Genomic DNA, 24,045 nt, shown 5'->3' on the forward strand with positions numbered 1-24,045 from the left:
ATGGTCACCGTCTGGTTCTCGCTCGTCGTGCTCTGCTGGGTGCTGTTCTTCGTCCTGGAGGGCTTCGACTTCGGCGTCGGCGTGCTCGGGCCCGTGCTCGGCCGCGACGACCACGAGCGCGGGGCGATCGTGCGTACGGTCGGCCCGTTCTGGGACGGCAACGAGGTCTGGCTGGTCGCCGCGATCGGCGTGACATTCGCCGCCTTCCCCGACTGGTACGCCGCCCTGCTGTCCGGCTTCTACCTGCCCATGGCCGCCCTCCTGCTGCTGCTGGCCGTCCGCGGCGTCGCCCTCGAGTTCCGCGGCAAGGGCGACGGCGAACGGTGGCGCCGCCGCTGCGACACCGCCCTCGCCGCGAGCTCCGCCGCCATCGTGCTGCTCTGGGGGGCGGTGCTGGGCGTGCTCACCCACGGGCTCGCGCTCGGCGCGGACGGGGAGGTCACCGGCGCCGGCCTGAGCAGGAGCCTCGATCCCCTGCTGTCCTGGCCGGCGCTCGCCGGCGCCGGCCTCGCGTTCTACGCCGCCCTGCTCATCGGGGCCGTCTTCCTCGCGTTGCGCACCACCGGGCCCGTGCACGCCCGCGCCCGCCGGTGGAGCGTGCGCCTCGCCGCGGCCGGGACCGTCGTCCTCGGCGGGGCCGGCTTCGCGACCGGCAGCCGGCTCGTGCTCGCCGCGGCCGCGCTCTGCATGGGCATCACCCTGGTCGCACGGCACGGCCGGGAACTCGTCGCGTTCGGCATCACCGCACTGGGCGTCGCCGGGGCCGTCGTGGCCGTCTTCACCGCGCACGGGGACGTGGTGCTGCGCAGCACGCTCGACCCCGCCTGGTCGCTCACCATGACGGGAGCGGCGGCCACGGACTCCGCACTGCGGCTGCTCAGCGTCGTCGGGGTCGTCGTGCTGCCGGGCGTCCTCGTCTACCAGGCGTTCTCGTACTGGGTGTTCCGCCGCCGGGTCGCCAGCGAGCGGGTGCCCTCGTGAGCCGCGCGCCCCTCGACCCCCGGCTGCTGCGGCACGCGCGCTCCGGGCGTACGGGAATCGCGGTCCTGTCCCTGATCGGCGCCGGACAGGCCGCCGCGACCGTGACCGTCGCCGTCGCCCTGACCCGCATCGTCACCGGCCGCGACGCGATCGGGATGCTCGCCGCCGCGTTCCTGGCGCGGGCGGCCCTGACCTGGTCCGAGCAGGTCGTCGCCCAGCGCACCGCGGCCCGGGTCACCGACGAGCTGCGGCGCAGCACCCTCGCGGCGGCGCTGCGGCACGGGCCGGGATGGGTGGCGAGCTACGGCAGCGGCCGGCTGAGCGCCGTGCTGACCGGCGGGCTCGACGCGCTGCGGCCGTGGTTCACCGGATACCTGCCGGCCCTGACGCTCGGCGTGCTGCTGCCGCCGCTCGTCCTGGCCGCGATGGCCGTCGTCGATCCGCTCTCCGCCCTGATCGCACTGCTCACGCTGCCGCTCGTGCCGCTGCTCGGGGCGCTGATCGGCTGGGCGACGCAGCTGCGCGCCCGGCGGGCCTGGCAGGCCGACGCCCGCCTGGCGGGCCACTTCCTCGACGTCGTGCGCGGCCTGGCGACCCTGCGGGTGTACGGCCGGGCCGAACGCCAGACCGCCGTCGTGCGCGACCTCACCGACCAGCACCGGACCGCGACCGTACGGGTCCTGCGCGTCGCGTTCCTGTCCTCCACCGCGCTCGACCTGGTCGGCACGCTGTCCGTCGGGCTGATCGCGGTCGAGGCCGGCCTGCGCGTCGCCGGCGGTGGCATGGGACTCGGCGACGCCCTGCTGGTGATCCTGCTGGCCCCGGAGGCGTACCGGCCGCTGCGCGAGATGGCGGCCCGCTACCACGCGAGCGCGGACGCGTCCGCGGTGATCGGAGAGGTGGACGAGGTGCTCGGCGACGATGCGGCGTACCTGCCCTCGACCGGCGGCGGTGACCGCCCCGCGGTGTACGCGACGGCCCTGCGCGCCCGTTACCCCGGCGCCGGGCGGGACGCGCTGGTCACCGGCCCGCTCGCGGTACGCGACCACGAGCTGGTGGCGGTACGCGGCCCGTCCGGCGCGGGCAAGACCACGCTGCTGCGGGTCCTCGCCGGGCTGCAGCCGGCCGCCGAGGGCCATGTCGAACTGTCCGGCCCCGGCGTGCTGTACCTGCCACAACGGCCGACGCTGCCGCACGTTCGTACGGTCGCCGGCGTGTTCCCGGGCTCGAAGCCCGCCGAGGTCCGGACCGCCCTGCGTGCGGTCGGCCTGGACGACGAGGTCACGCCGGAGACGGTCCTCGGCGAGCTGGGCAGCGGGGTGTCCGCGGGCCAACGGCAGCGGCTGGCGCTGGCCGCGCTGCTGCGGGCCGCGTCCCGGCGCCCGGTCGTGCTGCTGCTGGACGAGCCGACGGCCCACCTCGACGCGGACACGGAACGACTCGTCGTCGCGCAACTGCGCGCGGCGGCCGCCCAGGGGTGCGCGGTACTCGTGGTCGCGCACCGGCGGGCGCTGCTGACCGAGGCGGACCGGGTCGTCGAGGTGACCTCCCGGACGAGCCGAAGCGCCGCGCCGCCGACCGCCGGGCCCGCGGTCACGGTCGCTCCCGCGGAAACCGCGCCGGGTGAAGCCGCCGCCGAAGGATCCGCCGCACAGTCGCTCAAGCGTCCTAGGAAGACAGCCTGGTTGCTGCCCCGGCCGGGCACCGCCGTCGCCCTCGGAGCGGCGTCCTCGCTGGCCGGGCTCGTGCTCACCGGCGCGGCCGCCTGGCTCCTCGTCCGTGCCTCCTTCCTGCCGCCCGTCCTCAGCCTCTCCACCGCCGTCGTGCTCGTCCGCGGGTCGGCCGTCGCCCGGCCGTTGCTGCGCTACCTGGAACGGCTCGTCGCGCACGACGTGGCGTTCGCGCGGCTCGGCGAGTGGCGGTCGCGGGTCTTCGCCGACCTCGTCCCCCGGGTGCCGGGACCCCGGCTGCGGCGCCGCGGTGACCTGCTCGGCCGCGTGGCCGGCGACGTGGACCTGCGGGTCGACGGGCTGCTGCGCGGGCGGCTCCCCGCCCTGTCCGCCGCGGTGACGGTGTTCGCCGGGGTCGCGGTGGCGGCCGGGGTGTCGCCGTGGACCGCCGTACCGCTGGGCGTGGGCGTCCTGGTCTCCGTGGGCCTTGCTCCGGCGCTGGCCGGGTGGCAGGCGGGCCGGGCGGAGGCGGCGACCGGGACCGCCCGCGCCCGGCTGCGGGACGCCGTCGTCGAGACCGTGGACGGCGTGGAGGAGCTCGCCGTGCAGGGCGGGAACGCGCTGGGCGTACCCGATCGGCGCAGCCGGGCCCTGGCCGTACTCGAGGCCCGGGCCGCCCGCGCTGCCGGGGCCGCGTCGGCGCTGAGCCTGGTGGGGTGGGCGGTGGCCGTCGCCGGGACCGCGCTCGTGCTGCGCGACGCGGGCGGGCTCTCCCCCGAGTGGTCGGCGGTGCTGCTGCTCGGCCTGGTGGCGCTCGGCGAGCCGGTCGCCACGCTGCCGGACGCCGCGGTGGCGAGGCGGCGCGCGAGCGGTGCCCGGCACCGGCTGGACGAGATCGCGACGCAGCCGCCGAGTGCCACCCGTACGGTCCCGCACGCCGACCGGCTGATCGTCCGCGACCTCGTCGCGGGATGGGACCCGGACCGGCCGCCCAGCCTGCGGGGCGTGCACCTCGACGTGCCGCGCGGCGCGAAGGTGGCCGTGCTGGGACCGTCCGGCGGGGGCAAATCCACGCTGGCCGCCGTGGTCGCCGGGCTGCTCGACCCGCGCGCCGGCTCGGTACGCCGTCCCGGGCGGACGGTCCTGGTCGGCGACGAGGCGGACCACGTCTTCGCCTCGACCGTACGGGAGAACCTGCGGCTCGCCAACCCCGAGGCGACGGACCCGCAGCTGGTCGCGGCCCTGACCCGGGTGGGCCTCGGCCCGTGGCTGGCCGGGCTGGGCGACGGCCTGGACACCTGGCTGGGCGCCGCGGGCAGCACCGTGTCGGGCGGTCAGCGCCGGCGGCTGGCCACCGCGCGGGCCCTGCTCGCCGGCCCCGAGCTGCTCATCCTCGACGAGCCCACCGAGGGCCTGGACGAGGCGGCCGCCGCGGAGCTGATGACCGACCTGCTCGGCGCCGCCGACGGGCGTACGGTGCTGCTGCTCACCCACCGCACCGAGGGGCTCGACCTGGTGGACGCCGCGTACGAGCTGCGCGACGGCCGCGCCGAGCTGCCCCTGCTTCAGTCCTGAACGCCGCCCGGGCGGTTCGCCCCGGTCTCGTTGACGCCGGCGTTGCTGCTGCCGTGCGCGGGCGTGGCCGGCGTCGGCGCCTCGTCGGTGAGGAAGGAGCCCTCCTCCTCGTAGCCGGAGATCTGCTGGTCGGTGCTGCTGCCCGAGTCCGTGACGGCGGAGGGCACGTTCTCGTCTCGCTCACTGGTCATGACTGCCTGGTACCCATCGGCGGCCGGGTGATTCGGCGCCGCGCGGGGTGAAAGACTGATCGCCATGGGACTGTTCACGCCGGATGAGGCGCGGGCGGAGCTGGCCCGGCTCCGGCCGGTGCTGGACGAGCTGGTGGCCGTCCGGGCCGACATGGTGGAGCTGTCCGCCGCGCTGACCCCGGGCGGGCAGCCGTCACCGCTGGGCGGGCTCGCGGAACGCAAGGCGGCGGAGGCCCGGCTCGACGAGCTCATGACCTCGGTGCAGCAGACGGGCGCCGAGCTCAAGGGCGTGGCGCCGCTGCTCGTCGACTTCCCGGCGACGCTGGACGGCGTACCGGTGCTGCTGTGCTGGCTGGAGGGCGAATCGGAGCTCGGCTGGTACCACCGCCTCGACCTCGGGTTCGCCGGCCGCCGCCGGCTGCCCTGAGCCGCCGGTCACGCGGCAAGCTGGGACATCCCGGCGGTGGCCGCGAGGATCTCGGCGCGGCAGGCGGCCGTAGCGGTGAAGAGGCACGCTCGCAGGCCGAGCGCGGCGGCGGCCGCGACGTTGTCCGCGCGGTCGTCGACGAAAACGACGTCGGCGGGTGCGGCGCCGAGCGCCCCCAGCGCCGCGGTGAACACGGCCGGGTCCGGCTTGACCAGCCGCAGGTCGGCGCTGAACAGCAGGTGCGCGAAAGACCTCAGGGCGGGGTGCCACTCCAGCTCGCGGGCCAGCTCACCCGGCGCGTTCGACAGCAACGACACAGGTACGCCCGCAGCATGCACCTGTTCCAGCAGGGCGAGAGTGCCGGCGTCGAGGTGCAGCCAGCTCGCGACGTCCCGTGCGACGAGGCGGCGCAGCTGCGCTCCCCCGGGCCGGTGGCCGAGCACGGCGGTCCAGTAGCCGAGCGCGCTCGAGCCGCGGTCGTAGCCGGGCCGGTGGTGCCAGTAGCGCGCGGTGAACTCGGCGGCGGGCAACCCGGCGTCGGCTGCCAGGGCGGCCAGGTCGGCAGCCGGCTGGGCGAGGCTGATCACCTCGCCGAAGTCGATCAGCAGGTGCCGGGCTCGGGTGGCGGACATGGCCCGTTCATCGGCCGGCCCCGAGCGTCTTGTAGTAGAAGCTGCACGGTTTGAGCTCTCCCCCGGGCCCGGCGGCGTAGTCCGGGACGATGCCGTACCGCTGCCAGCCCGCCGAGCGGTAGAGGTGGTCGGCGGGGCTGTCCGTCTCCGTGTCGAGCAGCAGCAGCGTGATGCCCGAGGCGGCGGCGTGCTGCTCCGCAACGGCCAGCAGCTCGCGGCCGAGGCCGCGGCCCCGCTCGGCGCGGTGCACGGCGAGCTTCACGACCTCGGCGCGGTGGCGGGCGTTGGGCTTCCCCGCGTCCGCGAGGCTGATCGTCCCGGTGATGCCGTGCGGCGCGCGGTGCACCCAGACCGCGAGGCTCCCGTCGGCGACGGCGGCGGCCCGCGCCTGCCACCACGCCGTGGCCGCCGGGCGGTCGAAGCCGGCGAGGAAGCCGACCGAGGCTCCCCCGGCCACGGCGTCGACCAGCAGGCCCGCCAGGTCGGGGACGGCTCCGGGGAAGGTGGCCGGCGTCAAGCGTTCGATCACGGCAGCACGATCACCACGGCGTACCGGGCCGGGCCGGCGCCGGTGTTGCGGAAGCGGGTCGGTCCCCACAGGCGGAACCGCAGGCAGTCGCCGGTTCCCAGCTCGTGGGTGGTGTCGCCGTCGGTGAGCCGCAGGGCGCCGGCGAGCACCCACACGTGCTGTTCGAGGCCGGGCACGGGCGGGGCGTCGTACGCGATGTCGGCGCCCGGGTCGAGCTGCCCCTCGATCATCTCGCCGCGCAGCCCGGCGTGCGGCGGCGACACCACGCGCCGGGTGAAGCCGGAGGCGTCGTCGCGCCAGACGCTCTGGTCGCCGGCCCGGACCACGGGCGGCGGCGCGGCCTCGACGTCGGCGAGCAGGCGGGACATCGTCCAGCCGTACGCCGTGCAGAGCTTGCCGAGCAGGGACGCGGTCGGGCTGATCTCGCCCCGTTCGAGGCGGGACAGGGTCGAGCGGCTGACGCCGGTGCGGGCGGCCAGGTCGTCGAGCGACCAGTCGTGCTGCACCCGCAGCGAGGCGAGGCGGGCGGCGAGCCGGTCGTCGAGGGCTTCTCTCACATGCGGGATGCTATCCCATATCTGGGAGGGGTCAGTCGGTGAGGAGGTCGAGCACGGCTTCCTCGGTCGGTTCCTCGACCGTTTCGCCCTTCTCGTACGCCTCGACCACGCGCGGGTCCACGTACGAGGCGCGCGCCACCGCGGGGGTGTTGCCGAGCAGCTCGGCGACCTCCTTCATCGCGTGCGAGACGGCCTTCTTGCGGGCGGTCTTCGTCTTCTGCGGTCCCGCCTCGGCCAGCTCCTCGGCGGCCTTGACGGTGCCGTGCCAGGTCCGGAAGTCCTTCGCGCTCATCTGCGTGCCGCTGATCTCGCGCAGGTACTCGTTGATGTCGTCGGCGCGGACCTCCCGCCACTGCTTCTGCCGCTGGTCGTAGTACGCGAACAGCCGCTCCTCCCCTGAGCGCCGTTTCCGCAGGTCGCGCAGCACCTGGCAGACCTCGCCGTCCGCCACCGGCCGGGCGTGCTCCTTGCCGGACTTGCCGACGAACTCCAGCACCACGCAGCCGCGGCCGGCACGCACGTGCTCGGGACGCAGCGTGGACAGGCCGAACGAGGGGTCCTCCTCGCGCTGGGCGTACTGGTCGCTGCCGACGCGGAACATGCCCATGTCGAGCAGGCGGGTGACGGCGGCCAGGACCCGGGAGCGGGTGAGTCCCCGGCTGCTCAGGTCGGCGCAGAGCTGCGAGCGGATGTCGGGCAGCTTCTCGGCGACCTCCAGCGCGTGGTCGAACTTCGCCTCGTCGCGGGCCGTACGCCACTCGGGGTGGTAAACGTACTGTTTGCGGCCGGCCGCGTCGACGCCGGTGGCCTGGATGTGCCCGCGCGGGTCCGGGCTGATCCACACGTCGGTCCAGGCGGGCGGGATGACGAGCGCCTTGGCCCGCTCGACCTCGCCGGCGTCCTTGAGCGGCTTGCCGTCGCAGTCCAGGTATGTGAAGCCCTTGCCGCTGCGCCGGCGGCCGTACCCGGGCTTGGTGAGGTCGCTACGCCGCAGCCGCATGGCGCTCCACCTCGGCAACCGCCTCGAGCACCTCGTCGACGCGCACCGCGAGCAGCGCGGGGTGCACCGGTCCGGGCCGGTCGCCCGGTTCCGAGCGGGTTCCGTGCCAGATCGCCCGGTGGTACGCCCGGTCCGGCGGCGGTCCCCAGCGCTGCGGCGACATCGGGCCGAACAGCACGACCGACGGCGTCCGGTACGCGGTCGCCAGGTGGGCGATGCCGGTGTCGCCGCTGATCAGCAGCCGGGCGTGGGCGACCAGCCCGGCGAGTTCACCGAGGCTCGTGCGCGCGACCGCCTCCGGGCCCAGACCGGCCTGGGTGGCGACCTCGGTCGCGATCTCGCGTTCCGCGCCCGAACCGGTGACCAGCACCCGGTGGCCGTTGGCGGCGAGTTTGCGGGCCACGGCGGCGTAACGCGCCGTGGGCCAGCGCCGCGACGGCGACTTCGCGCCGGGGTGCACGATCGTCACCCCGTGCGGCACGTCGGTGTCCGGAACCCGCAGGGACACATCGGACGGATCAGCGGCCACGCCGTAGTGGCGCAGCAGCCGGCACCAGCGTTGCACCTCGTGTTCCTCCTCGGCCCAGGTGGGACCGTCGAGATGCCCCGCTGCCGGGCTGGCAAACGCCCACAGCTTCGCGGGCTCCGCCGCCTGCAGCAGCCGGTGCGACTGCGGGCCGCTGCCGTGCAGGTTGACCGCCACCTCGATGCCACCGAGCCCGGGCAGCGGCCCGTCCAGGCCCCCGGCGGGCACGATCCGGTCCACCCCGCCGACCAGGTCGATCAGCGGGGTGAGCCAGGCCGGGGCGGCCAGCGCGAGGGTCCGGCCCGGGAACGCGGCCCGGGCCGCGCGCAGTGCCGGCACGCCCGCGGCGAGGTCGCCCACGCCGAGGGCACGCAGCACGAGGATCACGGGTACGAGCTCTCCTGCTCGGCGGCGATGACGAGCTCGCGGACCGCGCAGCCGGCGGGCTGGCTGAGCGCGAACATGACGGCGTTCGCCACGTTGGCCGGGTCGTTGAGGATCGCGTCCGGGCCGGGCTTGTACTGCGGGTCGCGCTCGTCGAAGAACTTCGTCTTCATGCCGCCCGGGATGACCAGCGTGACGTTGACCTGACCGGCCAGCTCGGCCGACAGCGCCCGGGTGAACCCGACGACGCCGAACTTCGCCGCGCAGTACGCGGTCGCGTCGCTGACGGCCTTGACGCCCAGCGTCGAGGCGATCGTGACCACCCCGCCGTGCGACTGCTTGAGGGCCGGGATCGCGGCGCGGATGACCGCGGCGGTCGAGAGCAGGTCGATGGTGACGATCCGGTCCCAGGTCTCGCCGGGGATGTCGGCGAGGGCGCCGGGCACGTCCATGCCGGCCGCGGTGACCACGCCGTCGATGCTGCCGCCGGCCTTCTCGATGAGCTCGCGGGTGGCGGCCTCGGCGGCGCGGGTGTCGGCGAGGTCGCACTCGACCCAGGCGACGCCGTCGCGGGGCGGCTGCCGGTCGATGACGAACGGCCGGCCGCCGGCCTTGACCACCGCGTCGACGACGGCGGCGCCCAGCCCGCTGGACCCGCCGGTGACGATGACTGCGTCCATGTGTGTGCTACCTCCTGGTGGCGGCGGCCTGCGCCGCGGCGATGGTGTTGGTGGTGGAACGGCCGTCGAGATAGGGGACGATCACGGTCTGGCCGTCCCAGCGGTGCATGAGCTCGGCCTCGGGCAGGTCCGGGCCGCCGTCGGCGTAGTCGCCGCCCTTGACCCAGACGTCCGGGCGCAGCCAGGTCAGCACCGCCTCGGGCGTCGGCTCGTCGAAGATCACGACGGCGTCGACGCAGTCCAGGGCGGCGAGCAGCCGGGCCCGGTCGGCCTGCCTGGTCAGCGGGCGGTCCGGTCCCTTGAGGGCCGAGACGCTGCTGTCGGAGTTCAGGCAGACGATGAGGCAGTCACCGAGCTTGCGGGCGGCCTGCAGCGTGGCGAGGTGGCCGATGTGCAGCAGGTCGAAGCAGCCGCCGGTGGCCACCACCGTGCCGCCGCGGGCGCGGACGTCGGCCAGCAGCCGGCCGGCCTCGGCGGCGCCGATACGCTCCTGGTCGTCCGGCTTCTCCTCCGGGGCCAGCGCGGCGGTGACGCCGCCGGCCGCGACGTACGCGGTGGCCGCGGCGACCGCCTCCTGCACGGCCTCGGACACCAGGGCGCCCCGGGCCAGCGACAACGCGGCGGTGGCGGCGAACCGGTCCCCCGCCCCGCAGGTGTCACCGTCGGCGTCGGTGGGCGTGGGCACGACGAGCGGTGTCGGGCCCGCGTGGCACAGCACGGCCCCCGCGGCACCGACGGTGACGGCCACCGCCCCGGCCCGCCAGCGCTGGCGCAGCTGGTGCCCGGCGCGCTGGACGGTCGCCAGCCTAGAGCCCGCTCCCGCGTCGCCGGTGAGCTTGCGGACCTCGGACTCGTTCGGCGTGACGAGCCGGACGTTGGGCACCGGGGCCGGGCCGTTGGGGTGCGGGTCCCACACGATCGGCGCCTTGGCCGCCTCCAGCGCGCGGCGCAGCTCCGGGTGCCGGGCCACGCCGCGGCCGTAATCGCTGACGAGGATGGCGGTGGCCTCCCGCAGCACCTGCAGGGCCGCTTCCGGCGCGGTGCCCGGCGCGACCGGTTCGCCACCGCGGTCCAGGCGGACCAGGACCTGGTTGCCGGCGCGCAGGCGGATCTTCTCCGGGGTGGCGCCGGGCAGCGGGAGGGCGTACACCTCGATGCCGGCGGCGGTGAGCAGCTCGCTGAGCCGGGCCGCGGCGGGGTCGTCGGCGAGCGCGGTGACCAGCGCGACGTCGTGGCCCTGACCGGCGGCCAGCAGGGCGGCGAGGCCGGCGCCGCCCGGACGGTCCGTGACGGACCGCTCGTCGAGCACGGGCGCGGGGGCGTCGGGCGCCACCCGGTTCACCGCGCCCTCGACGTCGCGGTCGAGCAGGGTGTCGCCGACGACGACCAGCAGGGGACGGCTCATGACACCAGCACCGCCTCGCGCCGGTCCGCCGCGGCTTTTCCCAGCACAACCGGCAGCGCCCGGTCCAGGTACTCGCACATCACGTGCACCGAGATCAGGTGCAGCTCCTGCACGACCTGGGAGTCGTCGGCCGGGCAGCACAGCGCCTCGTCGCACGCCTCGGCGAGCGGGCTCGGACCCTTGCCGACCAGCGCCCAGGTCCGTACGCCCACCTCCCGGGCGGCGTGCGCGGCCCGGATCAGGTTGGGGCTGCGGCCGCTGGTCGACATCAGCATGAGCACGTCGCCCGGGCGGCCGTGGGCGCGTACCTGCCGGGCGAAGACCTCGTCGTAGCCGTAGTCGTTGCTGATCGCGGTGACCGCCGACGAGTCGGGGGTCAGCGCGATCGCGGACAGCGGCATCCGCTCGTCGCGCAGCCGGCCGACCAGCTCGGCGGCGAGGTGCTGCGCCTCCGCGGCGCTGCCGCCGTTGCCCGCGACGAGCAGCCGGCCGCCGGTGCCCAGGTGCTCGGCGAGCTCGGCGCCCCAGCGGGAGAGGCGACCGGAGGCCACGGCCCGGTACGGCCCCAGCGCCTCCGCCATGCCGCGCAGGTGGGAGTCCAACAGGTCCATCACACAACCGCCTCTCGGGGGGAGTCCGTGGTGATCGGGGTACGGCCGGCCACGGTCGCGTAGACCGTCGCCAGCCGCGCGGCAATGCGCCGCCACGAGTACGAGTGCAGGGCCCGGTCCGCGGCGGCGGCCGCGTACGACACGCGGCGCATGTCGTCGGCGAGCAACCGGCGCAGGGCCGAGCCGAGGGAGTGGAAGTCGCGGGCCGGCACGAGGTCACCGGTGACCCCGTCGACGACCGTGTCGGTCAGGCCGCCGACCGCGGTGCCGACCACGGGTACGCCGCACGCCATCGCCTCGAGCGGCGTCAGGCCGAAGGGCTCGTACCAGGGCGCGGCGGCGAGCACGTCCGCGGAGCGGTACCAGCGCGGCATGTCCGCCGACCCGGCCGGGCCGGCGAGGTGGAAGCGGCCGGACACCCGGCAGCTGTCCGCGAGGGCGCGCAGGCGGCGGGCGTACGGGTCGTCGTCGAGGCGGCCGTCGGGCGGGCCACCCACCACGACCAGCTCGGCGCCCGGCACCGACGGCAGGGCGCGGATGAGGTCCTCGTAGCCCTTGCGCTCGACCAGGCGGCCCACGGTGAGGATCCGCGGCCGGTCGGCGTCGCGCGCCACCGCGGGCCCGTGCGGGCGGAACCGGTCGGTGTCCACGCCGGAGGGCACCAGGGCCATCCGGGATCGCGGTACGCCCATCGTGACCAGCTCGCGGATCTCGTCCTGGCACTGCACGACGATGCGGTCCACCACCCGGCCCAGCTGGCGCTCGTACGCGACCCGGTGCGGCGGGCTGGTGTCGTTGGCCCCCTGGTGGCGGCGCTTGACCGTGCCGAGCGCGTGGTAGGTCTGCACGACCGGCACGTCGCAGGCGCGCCCGGCGGTGACGGCGGCCAGCCCGCTCATCCAGAAGTGCGCGTGCACCACGTCGGGCAGCCAGGCCGTGCGCCAGTCCGCCGCGGTCCACTCGGCGAAGTCGCCCATGTACGGCAGCAGGTCGTCCTTGGGCAGCGTCATCGCCGGCCCGGCGGGGACGTGCACCACCTCGAAGCCGTTCATCGGCACGACCACCGGCAGGTCCGGGTCGTCGCGGCGGGTGTAGACGCGGAGCTCGTGGCCCTGCTCCACCAGCGCCGCGGACAGCTCGGCGACGTGCCGGTTCTGCCCGCCCGCGTCGACGCCGCCCAGGGCGGACAGCGGGCTGGCGTGTTCGGAGATCATCGCTATGCGCATGTTTCCTCCTCCAGCAGGCGGTCCCAGTCCGCGAGGAAGCGGTCGAGGCCGTAGCGCGCGAGGGCGACCTGCCGGGCCCGCTCGCCGAGCCGGCGGGCGGCGTCCGGCTCGTCGATCAGCCACTGCGCCGCCTCCACGAGCGTGCCGGCGCGGGTGGATAGCACGCCCGCGTCGTTCGGCACGGCGGCGATGGCCTCGGTGGTGGCGAGGGCGAGGACCGGCATCCCGATCTGCATCGCCTCGATGAGGCTGAGCCCCAGCGAGGTCCAGCGGCACAGGTGCAGGTACGCGCGCCGCTTCGCGATCTCCTCGTGCATCCGCGCCTGCGGCGGGTCGTCGTACGCGGTGACCCGGTCGAGGTTCAGGCCGCCGACGCCCATGCCGTACACGTCCAGGGGCGCGACCGGCGTGAAGCGCGGCATGAGGTCGGTGCCGGTGACGCGGTTGCGGCGTACCGGCTCGTTGGTGACGACCGCGAGGCGGTCGAGCTCGCCGGTGTAGCGCGCCCTCGGCTCCACGACGCCGTGCTCGATGACCGTGGTGCGGGTCGCGCCGGTGTCCCAGAACAGCTCGTTGAAGTGGGTGACGTGCGCGACGACCAGGTCGTCGCGGTCGGCCATCGGGTGCCGGGAGTTGGGTACGTCGCCCTTGGGCGTGTTGTGCTCGACGTAGATCCTCGGCGCCGGCAGGTGCGCGACCCGTTCCAGCTCGTCGGGGCGCTGCAGGATGATCACGTCGACGTCGTCCGGCGTCAGCGCGCCGATGTCGACCTCCTCCACCGTCTCCGGCCAGTCGAAGGTCCGGGCGCGGCCGAGGCCCCACTGGTCGCGGGCCGCGTTGACGGGCACGAGGTAGCGGTGCTTGCCGTGGACGAACGACGTCGTCCAGGACCCGTGGACGTGCCAGAGCAGGATGTTCACGCGGCGACCTCTTCCGTTCGGGGGTGCTGCGCCCGTACGCCCAGCAGCCGCAGGGCGGCGAGCACGTCGGCGGGCGCGATGGTGGACAGGCACGGGTGGCCGGCCACGGGGCAGCGGGTGGCGCGGGTGTCCCGGCAGGGCGCGGCGGCGTCGCCCAAGCGCACGTACGGCACCCGGTACGGCCCCCACTGGCCGAAGGGGACGGTCGGGGCGTAGAGGCTGACCACCGGGGTGCCCACGGCGGCGGCCAGGTGCGCGGGCCCGGTGTTGGCCACCACCACGGCGGACGCCCCGGCCAGCAGGCCCGCCAGCTCGCGCAGGCTCATCAGGCCCGCGTCGGTGCCCGCGTCGCCGGCCACGGACGTGGCCAGCTCCCGCTCGTCCGGGCCGCCGGTGACCAGCACCTCGTGCCCGTCGGCGGCGAGCGCGGCCACGATCGCGCGCATCGTCTCCGGCGGGCAGGACCGGGCCTCCACGGACGCGCCGGGGTGGACGACAACGTAGTCATGGCCGGCGCGCACGGGTCCTGTCTCGACCCGCAGCCCGCCGTCGTCGGTGGCGGGCAGGGCGAAGCCCGCGGCGGCGGCCACCGAACGCGCGCGCTCGGCCTCCGGCACCCCGACGGGTACGCGGTGCCGCACGTCCAGCAGCGAGCCCGGGTAGTCGTCGCTGATCGCGGTGATCCGGCCGACCCCGGCCGCGCGCAGCAGCAGGGCGAGCGGCAGCGCCGACTGGTGGAAGGACGTGAAGATCACGGCTTCCTCGGCGCCGGTCGCGGCCAGCCGCTGCGTCAGGTCGCGGACGAACGCGGCGTCCACGGGCGACGGCTGCGGGTCGATCCAGGGCAGCCGCGCCTCGATGATCTCGTCGACGCCGGGCAGCAGCTCGGCGGCGGCCCGGCCGCGGGGGCCGCACAGCAGCACGACCCGCTCGGCGCCGGCGGCGACCGCCCGGATGCCGGGCCCGGTGATCAGCATGTCGCCGGCCGAGTCGGAGCGCACCACCAGCACCGTGCCGGCCCGCTCGCGGGTGGCGACGGGGGTGACCAGGGCCTGCCGTTCGAGGATGAGTCCGACCGCGGCGGCGAGGTCATCGGCGCCGGCGGGCGCGGCGGCGACCTCCGGGGCGAGGGTGACCTCGGTGGGCACGATGATGCCGGTGGCGCCGGCGGCCCCGGCGGCCACGATGTCGCGGCCGATGTCGCCGACGACGACGCAGCGCTGCGGGCTGGTGCCGAGCGCGGCCGCGGCGTCCTCGATCAGGCCGGGCGCGGGCTTGCGGCAGCGGCAGCCGGCGGTGTCGTCGTGCGGGCAGATCTGCCAGGTGTCGAACGGCCCGAGCAGCTCCTCGACCCGGGCGTTGACCGCGTCGAGCTGGGCCGCGGTGAAGTACCCGCGGGCGAGGCCGGACTGGTTGGTGACCACGCCGAGCCTGAGCCCGGCGGCGCGCAGCCGGTCGAGGGCCTCACGGGCACCGGGCATCGGCTGCACCAGCGCGGGATCACCGTTGTACGGCACGTCGACGATCAACGTGCCGTCGCGGTCGAACAGGACGGCCTCGTAGAGCCGGCTCACCGCTGCGGCTCCACCGGGCGGGACCCGCGCCACCGTACCCAGCCGCGCAGCCAGTGGACGGTGGCCACGGGCGGGATGACGGCGCTGGTCAGCAGCATCGTGCCGACCTCGCGGGCGTCGCGGGGCCCGGGCGCGATCCGGGCGGCCGCGAACTCGGCGGTCCCCGCGGCCCACAGCGCCGTGGCGGCGGCCGCGGCGACGGCCCAGCCCCGGCGACGGGTGAGCGCGGCGGTCACGGCGGACGCCCCGGCGAGAGCAGCCGCGGCGGTCACGGCCACGTGCCGGGGGCGCCGGCCCGGCGGAACCTCCAGGGCGGTACGCCAGCCGGGGCCGTACAGGTGCCGCAGCAGCGCGTCGTCGGCGTTGCCGCGCTGGGTCCGTACGCTGACCCACCGGTCCTCGGGGCGCACCGGGTGGGTGACCGTCCGCGCCCCCTTGACCAGCTCGTATCCCCCAGCGCGCACCCGGTGCGCGAGCTCGGCGTCCTCCCGGAACGCCCGGGGCAGGCGCTCGTCGAAGCCGCCGGTGGCCTCCAGCGCCGAGCGCCGGTACGCCATGTCCGCGGTGATCCAGGCGCCGTCGGCGAGCCCGGCGGTGACCCGCTCCCAGTCGGTGGGGCGCCGGTCGGCCGGCAGCGGCACGCGCAGGTTGCCCTGCACTCCCCCGACGTGCGCGGCGGCGGTGCCCAGGTCGGCGTGCAGCCGGGCGAGCCAGTCGGTGTCCGGCAGCACGTCGTCGTCGAGGAACGCCACCCACTCGTGGCTCGCCGCCTGCCAGCCCACGTTGCGCGCGGCGGCCGGCCCGGCGGCGCGACCGGTGAGCACCTTCACCTCGATGCCGGGCGGTATCGGCAGTTCCCCGTCGGCGTCGGCCCGGTCGTCGACGACCAGGTACTCGACCGGCATCGCCGCCGGCGTGCCCGCGGCCAGGGCCGTCAGCAGCGCGGTCAGGCTCGGCCGTCCGAGGGTGGGTACCACCACGGAGACGCCGGTCATCGACCGTCCCCGAAGGCCGACGCGCGGTGCACGGCGAAGGGTCCGAGGGCCAGCAGGTCCACCGGTGCGGAGCCGAACAGCTCCATCGCCTCGCGCGGGGTGTCCACCATGGGCCGTCCGGCGGTGTTCAGCGAGGTGTTGACCACGACGGGCAGCCCGGTGAGGCGCTCGAACTCGGCCAGCATCTCGGCGACGACCGGCTCGGTCTCGGTGTGCACGGTCTGCACCCGGGCGGTGCCGTCGACGTGGGTGACCGCCGGGATGCGGTCCTTCCACTCCGGCTTCACCTTGTGCACGAACAGCATGTACGGGCTCGGGTAGACGCCCTCGAAGATGTCGGCGAAGCGTTCGGCCCGGACCATCGGCGCGATCGGCCGGAACTGCTCGCGGCCCTTCACGTTGTTCATGCGGGTCTGGGTGTCCTGGTCGCCGGGGTGCGCGAGCAGCGAGCGGTGGCCCAGCGCGCGGGGGCCGTACTCGCTGCGGCCCTGGTACCAGGCGACGATGCCGTTGTCCGCGAGCACCTTGGCGGCCTCGGCGGCGATCGAGGCGGGCCGGGTGTACGGCAGCGCCGCCCGCTTCAGCTCGGCCTCCAGCTCCTCGTCGCTCCAGCCGCGGCCGAGGTCGGCGCCGGCGAACGGGGCGACCGGCCCGCCGGTGCGGGCGACGGAGAGGGCGGCGCCGAGCGCGGTGCCGGAGTCGCCCGCGGCGGGCTGCACCCAGACGCGGTCGAACGGGCCCTCGGCGGCGATGCGCGCGTTGGCCACGCAGTTCAGCGCGGTGCCCCCGGCCATGGTGAGCGTCTTGACGCCGCCCGAGGCCTCGTACGTCCACCGGGCCAGGTCGAGCAGCACCTCCTCGAGCCGCACCTGGACGCTGGAGGCGAGGTCGGCGTGCGCCTCGGTCATCTCCCCGTCGGCGGTGCGGGCCTTGGTCAGCGCGGACCAGTCGATGCGCTCCACGGTGAAGCCGCCGTCCTCGTTGGCGTGCACCCACTCGCGGAACAGGTCGAGGTACTTCGGCTTGCCGTACGAGGCCAGCGCCATCACCTTGTACTCGTCCGAGGAGTGCATGAAGCCCAGGTGGCGGGTCAGGTCCTCGTACAGCAGCCCGAGCGAGTGCGGCAGCTCCTGGCTCGCGAGGGTGGTCAGCTGCCCGTCGCGGTACACACCGGCGAGGTGGCTGGCGACCTCGCCGCGGCCGTCGAGCACCAGCACCGCGCTGTCCTCGGGCACCGACAGCCCGGCGGAGGCGGCGTGGGCGACGTGGTGCGGCACGAAGCGCACCTGCTCGGGGTCGAGCCCCGGCAGCGCGGCGGCGAGGAACTGCGGCGCGCGGCGCGCGTAGTCGACGCGCAGGTGGTCCCACGGGTCGTTGAGCCCGAGGTCCGCGGCGTCGCGCGCCATCCCCGGGTCGAAGGAGTAGGCGACGGCGTCGAGGTCGCCGGGCTCGAGGCCGGCCTCCTCGAGGCACCAGGCGGCGGAGAGGTCGGGAAGTTCCCAGGCCGAGAAGGGCACCGGCCGCTTGCCGTGCTTGCGGCGGCTGAAGCGCTCCTCCTCCGCGGCGGCGACAACCTGACCGTCGACGATCAGAGCAGCGGCCGGATCGTGGAAGATCGCGTTGATTCCCAGGACTCGCATGGGCCGCCGGATACCCCTGGATCACCCGGCTAACCACATGATCATCGACTTCTTCTCAACTTCTTGAGATCGCCCCTCACCTGCACTGATAGGTCGTATCAGGAAGTTTGTATCGGCCCAGGCGGGGAAAGCGGCGGCCATGAATGACGTCGAACAGCTGATCGGTGACACCTGGGGACCGGGCGGCTCGGACCGTACGCTGACCGTTTTGAACCCTGAGACCGGCGATCCGGTGACCGCCGTGAAGGTCTCCTCGGAGGCCGACGTGGCCGCGGCGGTCAAGGCGGCGCGGGACGCGGCGGCCGGCTGGGCCCGGACGGCGCCGGCGGCCCGCGCTGCCGCCCTGCACGCGGCGGCGGACGCGGTCGAGGCCGCCGCGGACGAGCTCGCCGAGCTGATGAACCAGGAGATGGGCAAGCCCGTCGGCGGCGCCCGCGACTCGATCGGCGCGGGCGTCGGCACGCTGCGCCAGTACGCCGAGCTGGGCCCCACCCACCGCGGCCGCAGCCTGGCCGGCAACGACGAGGCGATCGACCTGATGGCGTACGGCCCCCGCGGCGTCGTCGCCGTCGTCACCCCGTGGAACGACCCGGTGGCGGTGTCCTGCGGGCTGCTCGGCGCGGCCCTGGTCACCGGCAACACGGTGGTCTACAAGCCCAGTGAGCGCACCCCCGCGACCGGCTGGCGGCTCGCGCAGCTCCTCGCCCCGCATGTCCCGGCCGGCGTGCTGTCGCTGGTCAACGGCGACGGTCCGGTGGGCGCGGCGCTCGCGTCGTCCGAGGTGGACGTCGTCGCGCACGTCGGCTCCACCGCGACCGGCCGGGCCATCGCGGCGGCCTGCGCGACCACCGGCGCCAAGGCGCTGCTGGAGAACGGCGGCAGCGACCCGCTGATCGTCGACGCGGACGTCGACCCGCGGTGGGCGGCCGAACAGGCGGCCCTCGGCTCGTTCGCCAACTCGGGGCAGATCTGCGTCTCCGTCGAGCGCATCTACGTGCACCGCGACGTGGCCGGGCCGTTCCTCGAGGCCCTCGCGGAGCAGGCGCGGACGTGGGCCGGCGACATCGGACCGTTGGTGGACACCCGGCTGCGCGACGGCGTGCATGCGCAGGTGACGGCGGCGGTCGAGGCGGGCGCTCGGGTGCTCACCGGCGGCGAGGTGCCGGACGGGCCGGGCGCGTACTACCCGCCGACCGTGCTCGCGGACTGCACCGACGACATGGCCGTGCTGCGCGAGGAGACGTTCGGGCCGGTAGCACCCGTCGCGACCGTCGACTCGTTCGGCGAGGCGCTGGCGCGGGCGGCGGACTCCCCGTACGGGCTGGCCGCCACCGTGCTGACCGGCTCGATGAGCCACGCGCAGCAGGCATGGCGGGAACTACCGGCCGGCACGGTGAAGATCAACGCGGTGTTCGGCGGGGCGCCCGGCGGCGCGGCGCACCCGCGCCGGGGCAGCGGTCAGGGCTTCGGGTACGGCCCGGAGCTGCTCGACGAGATGACCGTCACCAAGGCCGTGCACATCGAGGCCCCGCCGGCCGGCTGGTGACGAGGCTCAGCAGCCGAGCGTGACGAGATCCCGTTCGACGTCCTGGGGCAGCGCCCGGCGTTGCCCCAGGACCCGCGGGAGCAGTTTCACCGCGTCGGCCAGGCCGCCCCGGTCCGCGCGCCACGCCGCTGCCATCTCCCGGCGCACGACCGCCGGCGGGCGCCGCAGCATCGCGGTCAGCACGCGGTTGCGCACCTCGAGGCGACGCCGGGCCCCCGGGTTCCGGCCGCTGGGCAGCGGCAGGTGCCGCACGGTCAGCTCGGGCGCGTACGCCAGCCGGTGCCCCGCCGCGGCCAGATCCATCGCGAGCAGCGCCTCTTCGCCGTACACGTGCAGCATGGGATGAAAGCCGCCGGCCGCGAGGTAGGCGTCGCGCCGGACCACGACGGCGCAGGCCAGGAAACCCCTGATGGACGCGCCGGGCGCGTCGGCGGGGACGCCGAGCGGCGCGGCCGCCATGGCCGCCGAGATCGGATCCTCCTGGCCGTCGGCACCGACCAGCACGCGGGCGGAGATCAGCGCGGTCCGCGGGTACGCGTCCAGCAGCTTCGCCGCCGTCGCGAGCGAGCCGGGTTCCCAGTACGAGTCGTCGTCGGCGAACGCCACGTACGGTGTCCGCGCCCGCTCGACCCCCACGTTGCGTCCCGCCGCGCCCCGGTTCTCGCCGAGCCGGACGATGTCGACGCCGGGCGCCTCGTCCGGCCCGCCGTCGTCGGAGCCGTTGTCGACCAGGATCACCGGGGCGGCGTGCCGGGGCAGGGTCTCGCGCAGCCGGTCCCGCCGGTTGCGGGTTGCCACCACGACGGTGATGTCCTCGGTCTCGCGCGGCATCGCGGCCCCGGCGGCTCCGGCGGGGTCCAGCTGGATCGTCATGGCCCCGCCCATACCCCCGATCCGTCGTGTCAATACATTCACTCTCGGTGATCGGGCGTGCTCGTGCCGACCAGGACGGCACGGCCGGCGGTGTGCGGGATCAGCAGGATGTTGAGCATCGCGAGGCTCGCGCCGGGCGGTACGTCGAGCCGGTCGACCGTCAGCGCGGTCACGCAGACGAACATCCGGTGCGTGCCGGTGCCCGGCGGCGGCTTCGCCCCGGAGTACCCGGCCACGCCGAGGTCGTTCGGCAGGTGCACGGCACCCGGCGGCAGGTCCGACGCCGCGCCGCGGGCCAGGCCGGGCACGGTGCCGGGGATGTCCTTGACGGCCCAGTGCCACAGCCCGCCGGGGATGGGCGCGTCCGCGTCGAACGCGGTCACCACCACGCTGCGCGTCCCGTCGGGCAGCGGCCCCCACGAGAGCTGCGGCGACTCCCCCGTGGACGCGCCGGTGGCGTACGCCTGCGCCGGCAGGGGGCTGTTCATGGCGAAGTCCTCGCTGTGCAGCGGGAACGACGCCGCGGGGAAGGCCAGGGCGTACGGGTCGTAGCTCATGCACGTCTCCAGATCTACAGTCTTGCTGTGCATTTAGACTGTACAGCAAGCCTGTATTGTTTCGCCATGAGCGCGAGTGAGGATCCCGTCCGGGTGGCCGAGGAGCTGCGGTCCGCGATGGGCGACTTCGTCCGGCACGTCCGTGAGCACGACACGATGCCGCGCAGCCAGACGGCGGTGCTGGGACATCTCGACCGGGCCGGGGCGCTGTCCATCGCGGAGCTCGCCCGCCGCGAGCGGGTACGCCACCAGTCCATGACCCGGACCGTCGGCCTGCTGGCCGAGCAGGGCCTGGTCACGCTGGGCCCGGGCGAGGCCGACCGCCGGCAGGTCGTCGTCACCGTCACGCCCGAGGGGGTACGCCGCCTCGACGCCGAACGGCGGCACCGGGCCGGGTTCATCGCGGCGGCCCTGGACACGCTGAACGGCGAGGAGCGGGCCGTGGTGGCGCGCATCCCCGCCGTTCTGCGGAAGCTGATGGGTGACTAGAGGGCGCGGAGCTTGTCGCCCAGGTCCTTCTGGAAGAAGTCGATGAAGCCCTCGGGGTCGGGCCCGGCGTTCTGCAGCACGATGTGGTCATAGCCGGCCTCGACGTACTTCTTGACGGCCTCGACGTACGGCTCGGCGTCCGGGCCGACCGCGAACTGCTCGCGGATGTCCTCCTCGCGCACCGTCTGCGACGCGGCGTCGAAGTTCACCGGGTTGGGCAGCTCGCTCATGACCTTCCAGCCGGTGACCGCCCAGCGGGTGGTCTTGAGCGCCTCCTGGACGCCCGCCTCCTCGGTCCGGGCCCAGGCCATCGGCACCTCGGCGTAGCGCGGACCGGTGCCGCCGGCGCCCCGGTACGTCTCCACGAGGTCGCTGCGGGGCTCGGTGGCGAACAGGCCGTCCCCCAGCTCGGCGGCCATCGTCGCGGCGCTCTTCCCACCGGCCGCCACGGCGATGACGGGCAGCTGGTCCGGCAGGTCGAACACCCGGGCGTCCTCGAGCTGCAGGTGCTTGCCCTCGTACGACTGGTAGCCGCCCTGCCACAGCAGCTTGATGATCTCCAGCGCCTCGCGCAGCCGCTCGTGGCGGCCGCGGACGCTCGGGAAGCCCTGGCCGACGACGTGCTCGTTGAGCCGCTCCCCCGCCCCGATGCCCAGCGTGAAGCGGTTGTCCGAGGTGATCTGCAGCGTCGCCGCGGCCTGCGCGATGATCGCGGGGTGGTACCGCACGGTGGGGCAGGTGACGCCGGTGGCGAGCCCGATCCGCTCGGTCTTCGCGGCGATGGCGCCGAGCACGGTCCACGCGAACGGCGAATGGCCCTGCACGTCCAGCCACGGGTGGTAGTGGTCGCTGATCTCCACGAAGTCGAACCCGGCGCGTTCGGCGTGGACGGTCTGCTCGATCAGTTCCTTGGGGCCGAACCCCTCGGCGGACAGCTTGTACCCGAACTTCATGCTGGCTCCCTCGTCGTCTGCTCCCTGCCAGGTGCCCCCGGCAGGGAGCGACAAACGTGGGGCGTACGCCCTAGGACCGGGCGTCGGCGACGGCCTGCTTGCTCTGCTCCTTGGCGTCCTGCGCCGAGGACTGAGCCTGCTGCTTGGTCGTCTGCGCGGCGTCCTGGGCGGTCTCCTTCAGCTGGCCGGCGGCCTGCTGCACGGTGCCCTGGACGTCGTCCTTCAGCTCGCTCGCGACGTCCTTGACCTTGTCGGTCAGGTCGCCACTGTGCTCCTTGAGCTGCGCGCCGGCGCGCTTCTCGGCGTCGGTGGCCGGGATCAGCGTCGCGGCCAGCATGCCCACGCCGAACGCGATGATGCCGGCGGCGAGCGGGTTGCCCTGCGTCTGCTGGGTCACCGCCTGCGGGGCGTTGCGTACCGACTCCGCGACGTCGTGCGCCTTGTCCTGCACGGTCCCGGCGACGTCGTGCGCCTTGTCCTGCACGGTCCCCGCGACGTCGTGCGCCTTGTCCTGCACCGTCCCGGCGACGTCGCGCGCCTTGTCCTGCACGCCCCCCGCGGCGTTCGACGTGCTGTACCTGGCCTGATCGGTGGTACCCATGACCTTCTCCTTCACCGCGGTCCAGCGCCGCTTCGCGACCTGCTTGGGGCTGGTCTTCTCGGCCAGCATGTCCACGTCGCGCGTCAGCGAGGCCCGCGTCGCCTCGATCTCCTGCCTCAGCCGGTCGGGTTCTTCAGCCATTGCGCGTCCTCCTTGAGCGTCTCGACGGTGCGGTGCGGGGTGGGGTCGACGGTCTTGAGCTTCTTACGGCCGTTCGCGTAGAGAACGCCCGCGATGATCGCCCAGATGGCGGCGACGATCAGCGCGGCCCAGCCCGGGTCCATCACGTTGCTCAGGGCGGCCACCAGCGCGAAGCTGAGCAGCACGACCACGAGGTAGCCGGCGAAGGCGGCGCCGCCGAGCATGCCGCCGGCCTTGCCCGCCTTCGACGCCTCCTGCTTCAGCTCGACCTTCGCGAGCTCCACCTCCTGGCGGAACAGCTGCGACAGGTCGTTGCTGATGTTGCCGATCAGTTCGCCGACCGAGGTCTCGGAGACCTCCTCGGAACGGCTCTCGCCGGTGGGGTACGGCGCGGTCATCTCGTGCCGCCCGGGTACTCCTCTTCCACGACCAGCGGCGTGCCGGTGCCGGTCGAGGCGTACTCCGTGCCGGACGTGGTGTAGCCGGTCTCCACGCCCGGGTCGACGTAGCCGGTGCCCGTGGTGGCCGGCGTACCGGTCGTCGTCGGGTACTCACCACCGGTGGTGCCGGTCGCGTAACCCGTGCCGGTCGTGCCGTAGCCCGCACCGGTCGTGGTCGTGGTGGTGGTGGTGTCGTAGCCGGTGCCGTACGAGGTGCCCGTACCGGAGACGAAGCTGTCGGTCTGCGGCTTGCCGGCGGTGTCGTCCGCCTTGGCGACGCCCTTGCCGAGCCGTCCGACCACGAAGCCCGCGGCCAGGGCGCTCGCGAGGAACGCGCCGGGACGACGCCGGGCGAAGTCGCTGACCTCGCGCAGCACGCCCTCGGGACCGTTGCGGTCCAGGTAGTCGGCGAACTGCCGGCCGCTGTCGGCGATCCGGGACACGACGGTCGCGGCCGGTGAGTCCTGCCGGTCGCCGCGCATCTCGTCGAGGTGGTCGGCGGTCTGCCGGATCGAGCTCACGAGCTTGTCGTTCTGCGTACGGGCCTGCGTGCCGACCCGATCGCGGACGTCGGAGGCGATGTTGCGGGCCTGCGCCTTGGCCTCCGAGCCGACGCGCTGCGCCTGCTCCTTGGCGGTGTCCTTCACCTCGGCGGCGGCCTGCTTGGTGGCGCCGGCCGTCTCCCCCGCGACCTGCTTGGCCTGCTCCTTGGCGCCCGAGGCGTCGCCGGAGCCCGTCGTCGTGCCGCCGAAACCGCGGTCGTCGCCGGTGGTCAGGCTGTCCTGGGTCACGCCCGTGGCCGGGTACGTCTCGACCGGCTGGACCGGCACCTCGCCGTAGCCGGGCGTGGCGTCCGGGGCGCGTGCACCCGTGTAGGGGTCACTCATCGCTACCTCCATGATGGTTCGTCCGTCGGTGCATC

Annotated in this window: 25 protein-coding genes; 5 read left to right on the forward strand and 20 right to left on the reverse strand. The window is 74.9% G+C overall.

What is annotated here, in order from left to right; all coding sequences use genetic code 11:
* Positions 1 to 981 (forward strand): cytochrome d ubiquinol oxidase subunit II, encoded by a 981-nt coding sequence (gene cydB / locus COUCH_RS23510; protein WP_249607353.1) that lies wholly within the window; start codon positions 1 to 3, stop codon positions 979 to 981.
* Positions 978 to 4,226: a thiol reductant ABC exporter subunit CydC gene (cydC, locus tag COUCH_RS23515; RefSeq protein ID WP_249607354.1), complete on the forward strand. Its 3,249-nt coding sequence runs from the start codon at positions 978 to 980 to the stop codon at positions 4,224 to 4,226. The genes cydB and cydC overlap by 4 nt, the downstream gene beginning before the upstream one ends.
* On the opposite strand, the gene COUCH_RS23520 is transcribed toward cydC, so the two are convergent.
* Positions 4,217 to 4,417, reverse strand: a complete 201-nt coding sequence (locus COUCH_RS23520; protein WP_249607355.1) for a hypothetical protein — start codon at positions 4,415 to 4,417, stop codon at positions 4,217 to 4,219. The two genes, cydC and COUCH_RS23520, sit on opposite strands and share 10 nt — an antisense overlap.
* A 64-nt stretch (positions 4,418 to 4,481) precedes the next feature.
* Here COUCH_RS23520 and COUCH_RS23525 point away from each other — a divergent pair, with 64 nt between their 5' ends.
* A complete protein-coding gene (locus COUCH_RS23525) occupies positions 4,482 to 4,844 on the forward strand; it encodes a DUF2203 domain-containing protein (RefSeq protein WP_249607356.1) in 363 nt (120 codons plus the stop codon).
* Between the two features lie 8 nt (positions 4,845 to 4,852).
* On the opposite strand, the gene COUCH_RS23530 is transcribed toward COUCH_RS23525, so the two are convergent.
* From COUCH_RS23530 to COUCH_RS23590, 13 genes are read right to left on the reverse strand one after another with little or no spacing between them, the layout of a single operon-like run.
* On the reverse strand, positions 4,853 to 5,476 hold the full coding sequence (locus tag COUCH_RS23530; protein WP_249607357.1) for an HAD-IA family hydrolase: 624 nt from the start codon (positions 5,474 to 5,476) through the stop codon (positions 4,853 to 4,855).
* 7 nt (positions 5,477 to 5,483) lie between these two features.
* Positions 5,484 to 6,005, reverse strand: coding sequence for a GNAT family N-acetyltransferase (locus COUCH_RS23535; protein ID WP_249607358.1), 522 nt, complete (start codon positions 6,003 to 6,005; stop codon positions 5,484 to 5,486).
* Entirely contained in the window at positions 6,002 to 6,562 is a 561-nt protein-coding gene (locus COUCH_RS23540; protein ID WP_249607359.1) for a helix-turn-helix domain-containing protein, read from the reverse strand. Before COUCH_RS23540 ends, COUCH_RS23535 begins: the two co-directional genes overlap by 4 nt.
* A 31-nt stretch (positions 6,563 to 6,593) precedes the next feature.
* Complete coding sequence (locus COUCH_RS23545; protein WP_249607360.1) at positions 6,594 to 7,562, reverse strand: DNA topoisomerase IB; 969 nt, start codon at positions 7,560 to 7,562, stop codon at positions 6,594 to 6,596.
* Positions 7,546 to 8,475, reverse strand: a complete 930-nt coding sequence (locus tag COUCH_RS23550; RefSeq protein WP_249607361.1) for a glycosyltransferase family 9 protein — start codon at positions 8,473 to 8,475, stop codon at positions 7,546 to 7,548. Before COUCH_RS23550 ends, COUCH_RS23545 begins: the two co-directional genes overlap by 17 nt.
* Positions 8,472 to 9,152 (reverse strand): SDR family oxidoreductase, encoded by a 681-nt coding sequence (locus COUCH_RS23555; RefSeq protein ID WP_249607362.1) that lies wholly within the window; start codon positions 9,150 to 9,152, stop codon positions 8,472 to 8,474. Before COUCH_RS23555 ends, COUCH_RS23550 begins: the two co-directional genes overlap by 4 nt.
* Before the next feature lie 7 nt (positions 9,153 to 9,159).
* Positions 9,160 to 10,557 (reverse strand): PfkB family carbohydrate kinase, encoded by a 1,398-nt coding sequence (locus tag COUCH_RS23560; RefSeq protein WP_249607363.1) that lies wholly within the window; start codon positions 10,555 to 10,557, stop codon positions 9,160 to 9,162.
* Complete coding sequence (locus COUCH_RS23565; protein WP_249607364.1) at positions 10,554 to 11,168, reverse strand: D-sedoheptulose-7-phosphate isomerase; 615 nt, start codon at positions 11,166 to 11,168, stop codon at positions 10,554 to 10,556. Before COUCH_RS23565 ends, COUCH_RS23560 begins: the two co-directional genes overlap by 4 nt.
* Complete coding sequence (locus tag COUCH_RS23570; RefSeq protein ID WP_249607365.1) at positions 11,168 to 12,394, reverse strand: glycosyltransferase; 1,227 nt, start codon at positions 12,392 to 12,394, stop codon at positions 11,168 to 11,170. Before COUCH_RS23570 ends, COUCH_RS23565 begins: the two co-directional genes overlap by 1 nt.
* Positions 12,385 to 13,314: a glycosyltransferase gene (locus COUCH_RS23575; protein WP_249607366.1), complete on the reverse strand. Its 930-nt coding sequence runs from the start codon at positions 13,312 to 13,314 to the stop codon at positions 12,385 to 12,387. Before COUCH_RS23575 ends, COUCH_RS23570 begins: the two co-directional genes overlap by 10 nt.
* Complete coding sequence (locus COUCH_RS23580; RefSeq protein ID WP_249607367.1) at positions 13,311 to 14,888, reverse strand: HAD-IIIA family hydrolase; 1,578 nt, start codon at positions 14,886 to 14,888, stop codon at positions 13,311 to 13,313. The genes COUCH_RS23575 and COUCH_RS23580 overlap by 4 nt, the downstream gene beginning before the upstream one ends.
* On the reverse strand, positions 14,885 to 15,883 hold the full coding sequence (locus COUCH_RS23585) for a glycosyltransferase family 2 protein (RefSeq protein ID WP_249607368.1): 999 nt from the start codon (positions 15,881 to 15,883) through the stop codon (positions 14,885 to 14,887). Before COUCH_RS23585 ends, COUCH_RS23580 begins: the two co-directional genes overlap by 4 nt.
* On the reverse strand, positions 15,880 to 17,523 hold the full coding sequence (locus COUCH_RS23590) for a carbamoyltransferase family protein (protein WP_249607369.1): 1,644 nt from the start codon (positions 17,521 to 17,523) through the stop codon (positions 15,880 to 15,882). The genes COUCH_RS23585 and COUCH_RS23590 overlap by 4 nt, the downstream gene beginning before the upstream one ends.
* A gap of 139 nt (positions 17,524 to 17,662) precedes the next feature.
* Between COUCH_RS23590 and COUCH_RS23595 the strand changes: the two genes are divergently transcribed.
* Positions 17,663 to 19,069 carry an aldehyde dehydrogenase family protein gene (locus tag COUCH_RS23595; RefSeq protein ID WP_249607370.1) on the forward strand — a complete coding sequence of 469 codons (1,407 nt, stop codon included), beginning with the start codon at positions 17,663 to 17,665 and terminating at the stop codon, positions 19,067 to 19,069.
* A 6-nt stretch (positions 19,070 to 19,075) separates the two neighbouring features.
* Here the strand turns inward: COUCH_RS23595 and COUCH_RS23600 are convergent, their stop codons facing one another.
* Entirely contained in the window at positions 19,076 to 19,942 is an 867-nt protein-coding gene (locus tag COUCH_RS23600) for a glycosyltransferase family 2 protein (RefSeq protein ID WP_249607371.1), read from the reverse strand.
* 38 nt (positions 19,943 to 19,980) lie between these two features.
* Positions 19,981 to 20,499 carry a YbhB/YbcL family Raf kinase inhibitor-like protein gene (locus COUCH_RS23605; RefSeq protein ID WP_249607372.1) on the reverse strand — a complete coding sequence of 173 codons (519 nt, stop codon included), beginning with the start codon at positions 20,497 to 20,499 and terminating at the stop codon, positions 19,981 to 19,983.
* Between the two features lie 66 nt (positions 20,500 to 20,565).
* On the opposite strand from COUCH_RS23605, the gene COUCH_RS23610 reads away from it, so the two are divergent.
* On the forward strand, positions 20,566 to 20,988 hold the full coding sequence (locus COUCH_RS23610; RefSeq protein ID WP_249607373.1) for a MarR family winged helix-turn-helix transcriptional regulator: 423 nt from the start codon (positions 20,566 to 20,568) through the stop codon (positions 20,986 to 20,988).
* Here the strand turns inward: COUCH_RS23610 and COUCH_RS23615 are convergent.
* From COUCH_RS23615 to COUCH_RS23630, 4 genes are all read right to left on the reverse strand, one after another.
* Positions 20,985 to 21,941 (reverse strand): TIGR03557 family F420-dependent LLM class oxidoreductase, encoded by a 957-nt coding sequence (locus tag COUCH_RS23615; protein WP_249607374.1) that lies wholly within the window; start codon positions 21,939 to 21,941, stop codon positions 20,985 to 20,987. The two genes, COUCH_RS23610 and COUCH_RS23615, sit on opposite strands and share 4 nt — an antisense overlap.
* A gap of 70 nt (positions 21,942 to 22,011) precedes the next feature.
* The gene (locus COUCH_RS23620; protein WP_249607375.1) at positions 22,012 to 22,683 is read right to left on the reverse strand and encodes a DUF3618 domain-containing protein; all 672 of its coding nucleotides are present in this window, start codon (positions 22,681 to 22,683) and stop codon (positions 22,012 to 22,014) included.
* The gene (locus tag COUCH_RS23625) at positions 22,659 to 23,081 is read right to left on the reverse strand and encodes a phage holin family protein (protein WP_199514843.1); all 423 of its coding nucleotides are present in this window, start codon (positions 23,079 to 23,081) and stop codon (positions 22,659 to 22,661) included. Before COUCH_RS23625 ends, COUCH_RS23620 begins: the two co-directional genes overlap by 25 nt.
* Entirely contained in the window at positions 23,078 to 24,010 is a 933-nt protein-coding gene (locus COUCH_RS23630; RefSeq protein WP_249607376.1) for a hypothetical protein, read from the reverse strand. The genes COUCH_RS23625 and COUCH_RS23630 overlap by 4 nt, the downstream gene beginning before the upstream one ends.
* Positions 24,011 to 24,045 lie beyond the last annotated feature (35 nt).

Origin of the sequence: Couchioplanes caeruleus, assembly GCF_023499255.1 — a bacterium.
GTDB classification, from domain to species: domain Bacteria; phylum Actinomycetota; class Actinomycetes; order Mycobacteriales; family Micromonosporaceae; genus Actinoplanes; species Actinoplanes caeruleus_A.

What these genes read in the sequence shown, in the direction of transcription:
- COUCH_RS23525 (WP_249607356.1), top strand. Translation starts at nt 4,482, where the DNA reads ATGGGACTGTTCACGCCGGATGAGGCGCGGGCGGAGCTGGCCCGGCTC.
- COUCH_RS23620 (WP_249607375.1), bottom strand. Translation starts at nt 22,683, where the DNA reads ATGGCTGAAGAACCCGACCGGCTGAGGCAGGAGATCGAGGCGACGCGG.
- COUCH_RS23625 (WP_199514843.1), bottom strand. Translation starts at nt 23,081, where the DNA reads ATGACCGCGCCGTACCCCACCGGCGAGAGCCGTTCCGAGGAGGTCTCC.
- COUCH_RS23605 (WP_249607372.1), bottom strand. Translation starts at nt 20,499, where the DNA reads ATGAGCTACGACCCGTACGCCCTGGCCTTCCCCGCGGCGTCGTTCCCG.
- COUCH_RS23615 (WP_249607374.1), bottom strand. Translation starts at nt 21,941, where the DNA reads ATGAAGTTCGGGTACAAGCTGTCCGCCGAGGGGTTCGGCCCCAAGGAA.
- COUCH_RS23530 (WP_249607357.1), bottom strand. Translation starts at nt 5,476, where the DNA reads ATGTCCGCCACCCGAGCCCGGCACCTGCTGATCGACTTCGGCGAGGTG.
- COUCH_RS23520 (WP_249607355.1), bottom strand. Translation starts at nt 4,417, where the DNA reads ATGACCAGTGAGCGAGACGAGAACGTGCCCTCCGCCGTCACGGACTCG.
- COUCH_RS23545 (WP_249607360.1), bottom strand. Translation starts at nt 7,562, where the DNA reads ATGCGGCTGCGGCGTAGCGACCTCACCAAGCCCGGGTACGGCCGCCGG.
- COUCH_RS23590 (WP_249607369.1), bottom strand. Translation starts at nt 17,523, where the DNA reads ATGCGAGTCCTGGGAATCAACGCGATCTTCCACGATCCGGCCGCTGCT.
- COUCH_RS23600 (WP_249607371.1), bottom strand. Translation starts at nt 19,942, where the DNA reads ATGACGATCCAGCTGGACCCCGCCGGAGCCGCCGGGGCCGCGATGCCG.
- COUCH_RS23570 (WP_249607365.1), bottom strand. Translation starts at nt 12,394, where the DNA reads ATGCGCATAGCGATGATCTCCGAACACGCCAGCCCGCTGTCCGCCCTG.
- COUCH_RS23560 (WP_249607363.1), bottom strand. Translation starts at nt 10,557, where the DNA reads ATGAGCCGTCCCCTGCTGGTCGTCGTCGGCGACACCCTGCTCGACCGC.
- COUCH_RS23595 (WP_249607370.1), top strand. Translation starts at nt 17,663, where the DNA reads ATGAATGACGTCGAACAGCTGATCGGTGACACCTGGGGACCGGGCGGC.
- COUCH_RS23565 (WP_249607364.1), bottom strand. Translation starts at nt 11,168, where the DNA reads ATGGACCTGTTGGACTCCCACCTGCGCGGCATGGCGGAGGCGCTGGGG.
- COUCH_RS23610 (WP_249607373.1), top strand. Translation starts at nt 20,566, where the DNA reads ATGAGCGCGAGTGAGGATCCCGTCCGGGTGGCCGAGGAGCTGCGGTCC.
- COUCH_RS23585 (WP_249607368.1), bottom strand. Translation starts at nt 15,883, where the DNA reads ATGACCGGCGTCTCCGTGGTGGTACCCACCCTCGGACGGCCGAGCCTG.
- COUCH_RS23630 (WP_249607376.1), bottom strand. Translation starts at nt 24,010, where the DNA reads ATGAGTGACCCCTACACGGGTGCACGCGCCCCGGACGCCACGCCCGGC.
- cydB (WP_249607353.1), top strand. Translation starts at nt 1, where the DNA reads ATGGTCACCGTCTGGTTCTCGCTCGTCGTGCTCTGCTGGGTGCTGTTC.
- COUCH_RS23555 (WP_249607362.1), bottom strand. Translation starts at nt 9,152, where the DNA reads ATGGACGCAGTCATCGTCACCGGCGGGTCCAGCGGGCTGGGCGCCGCC.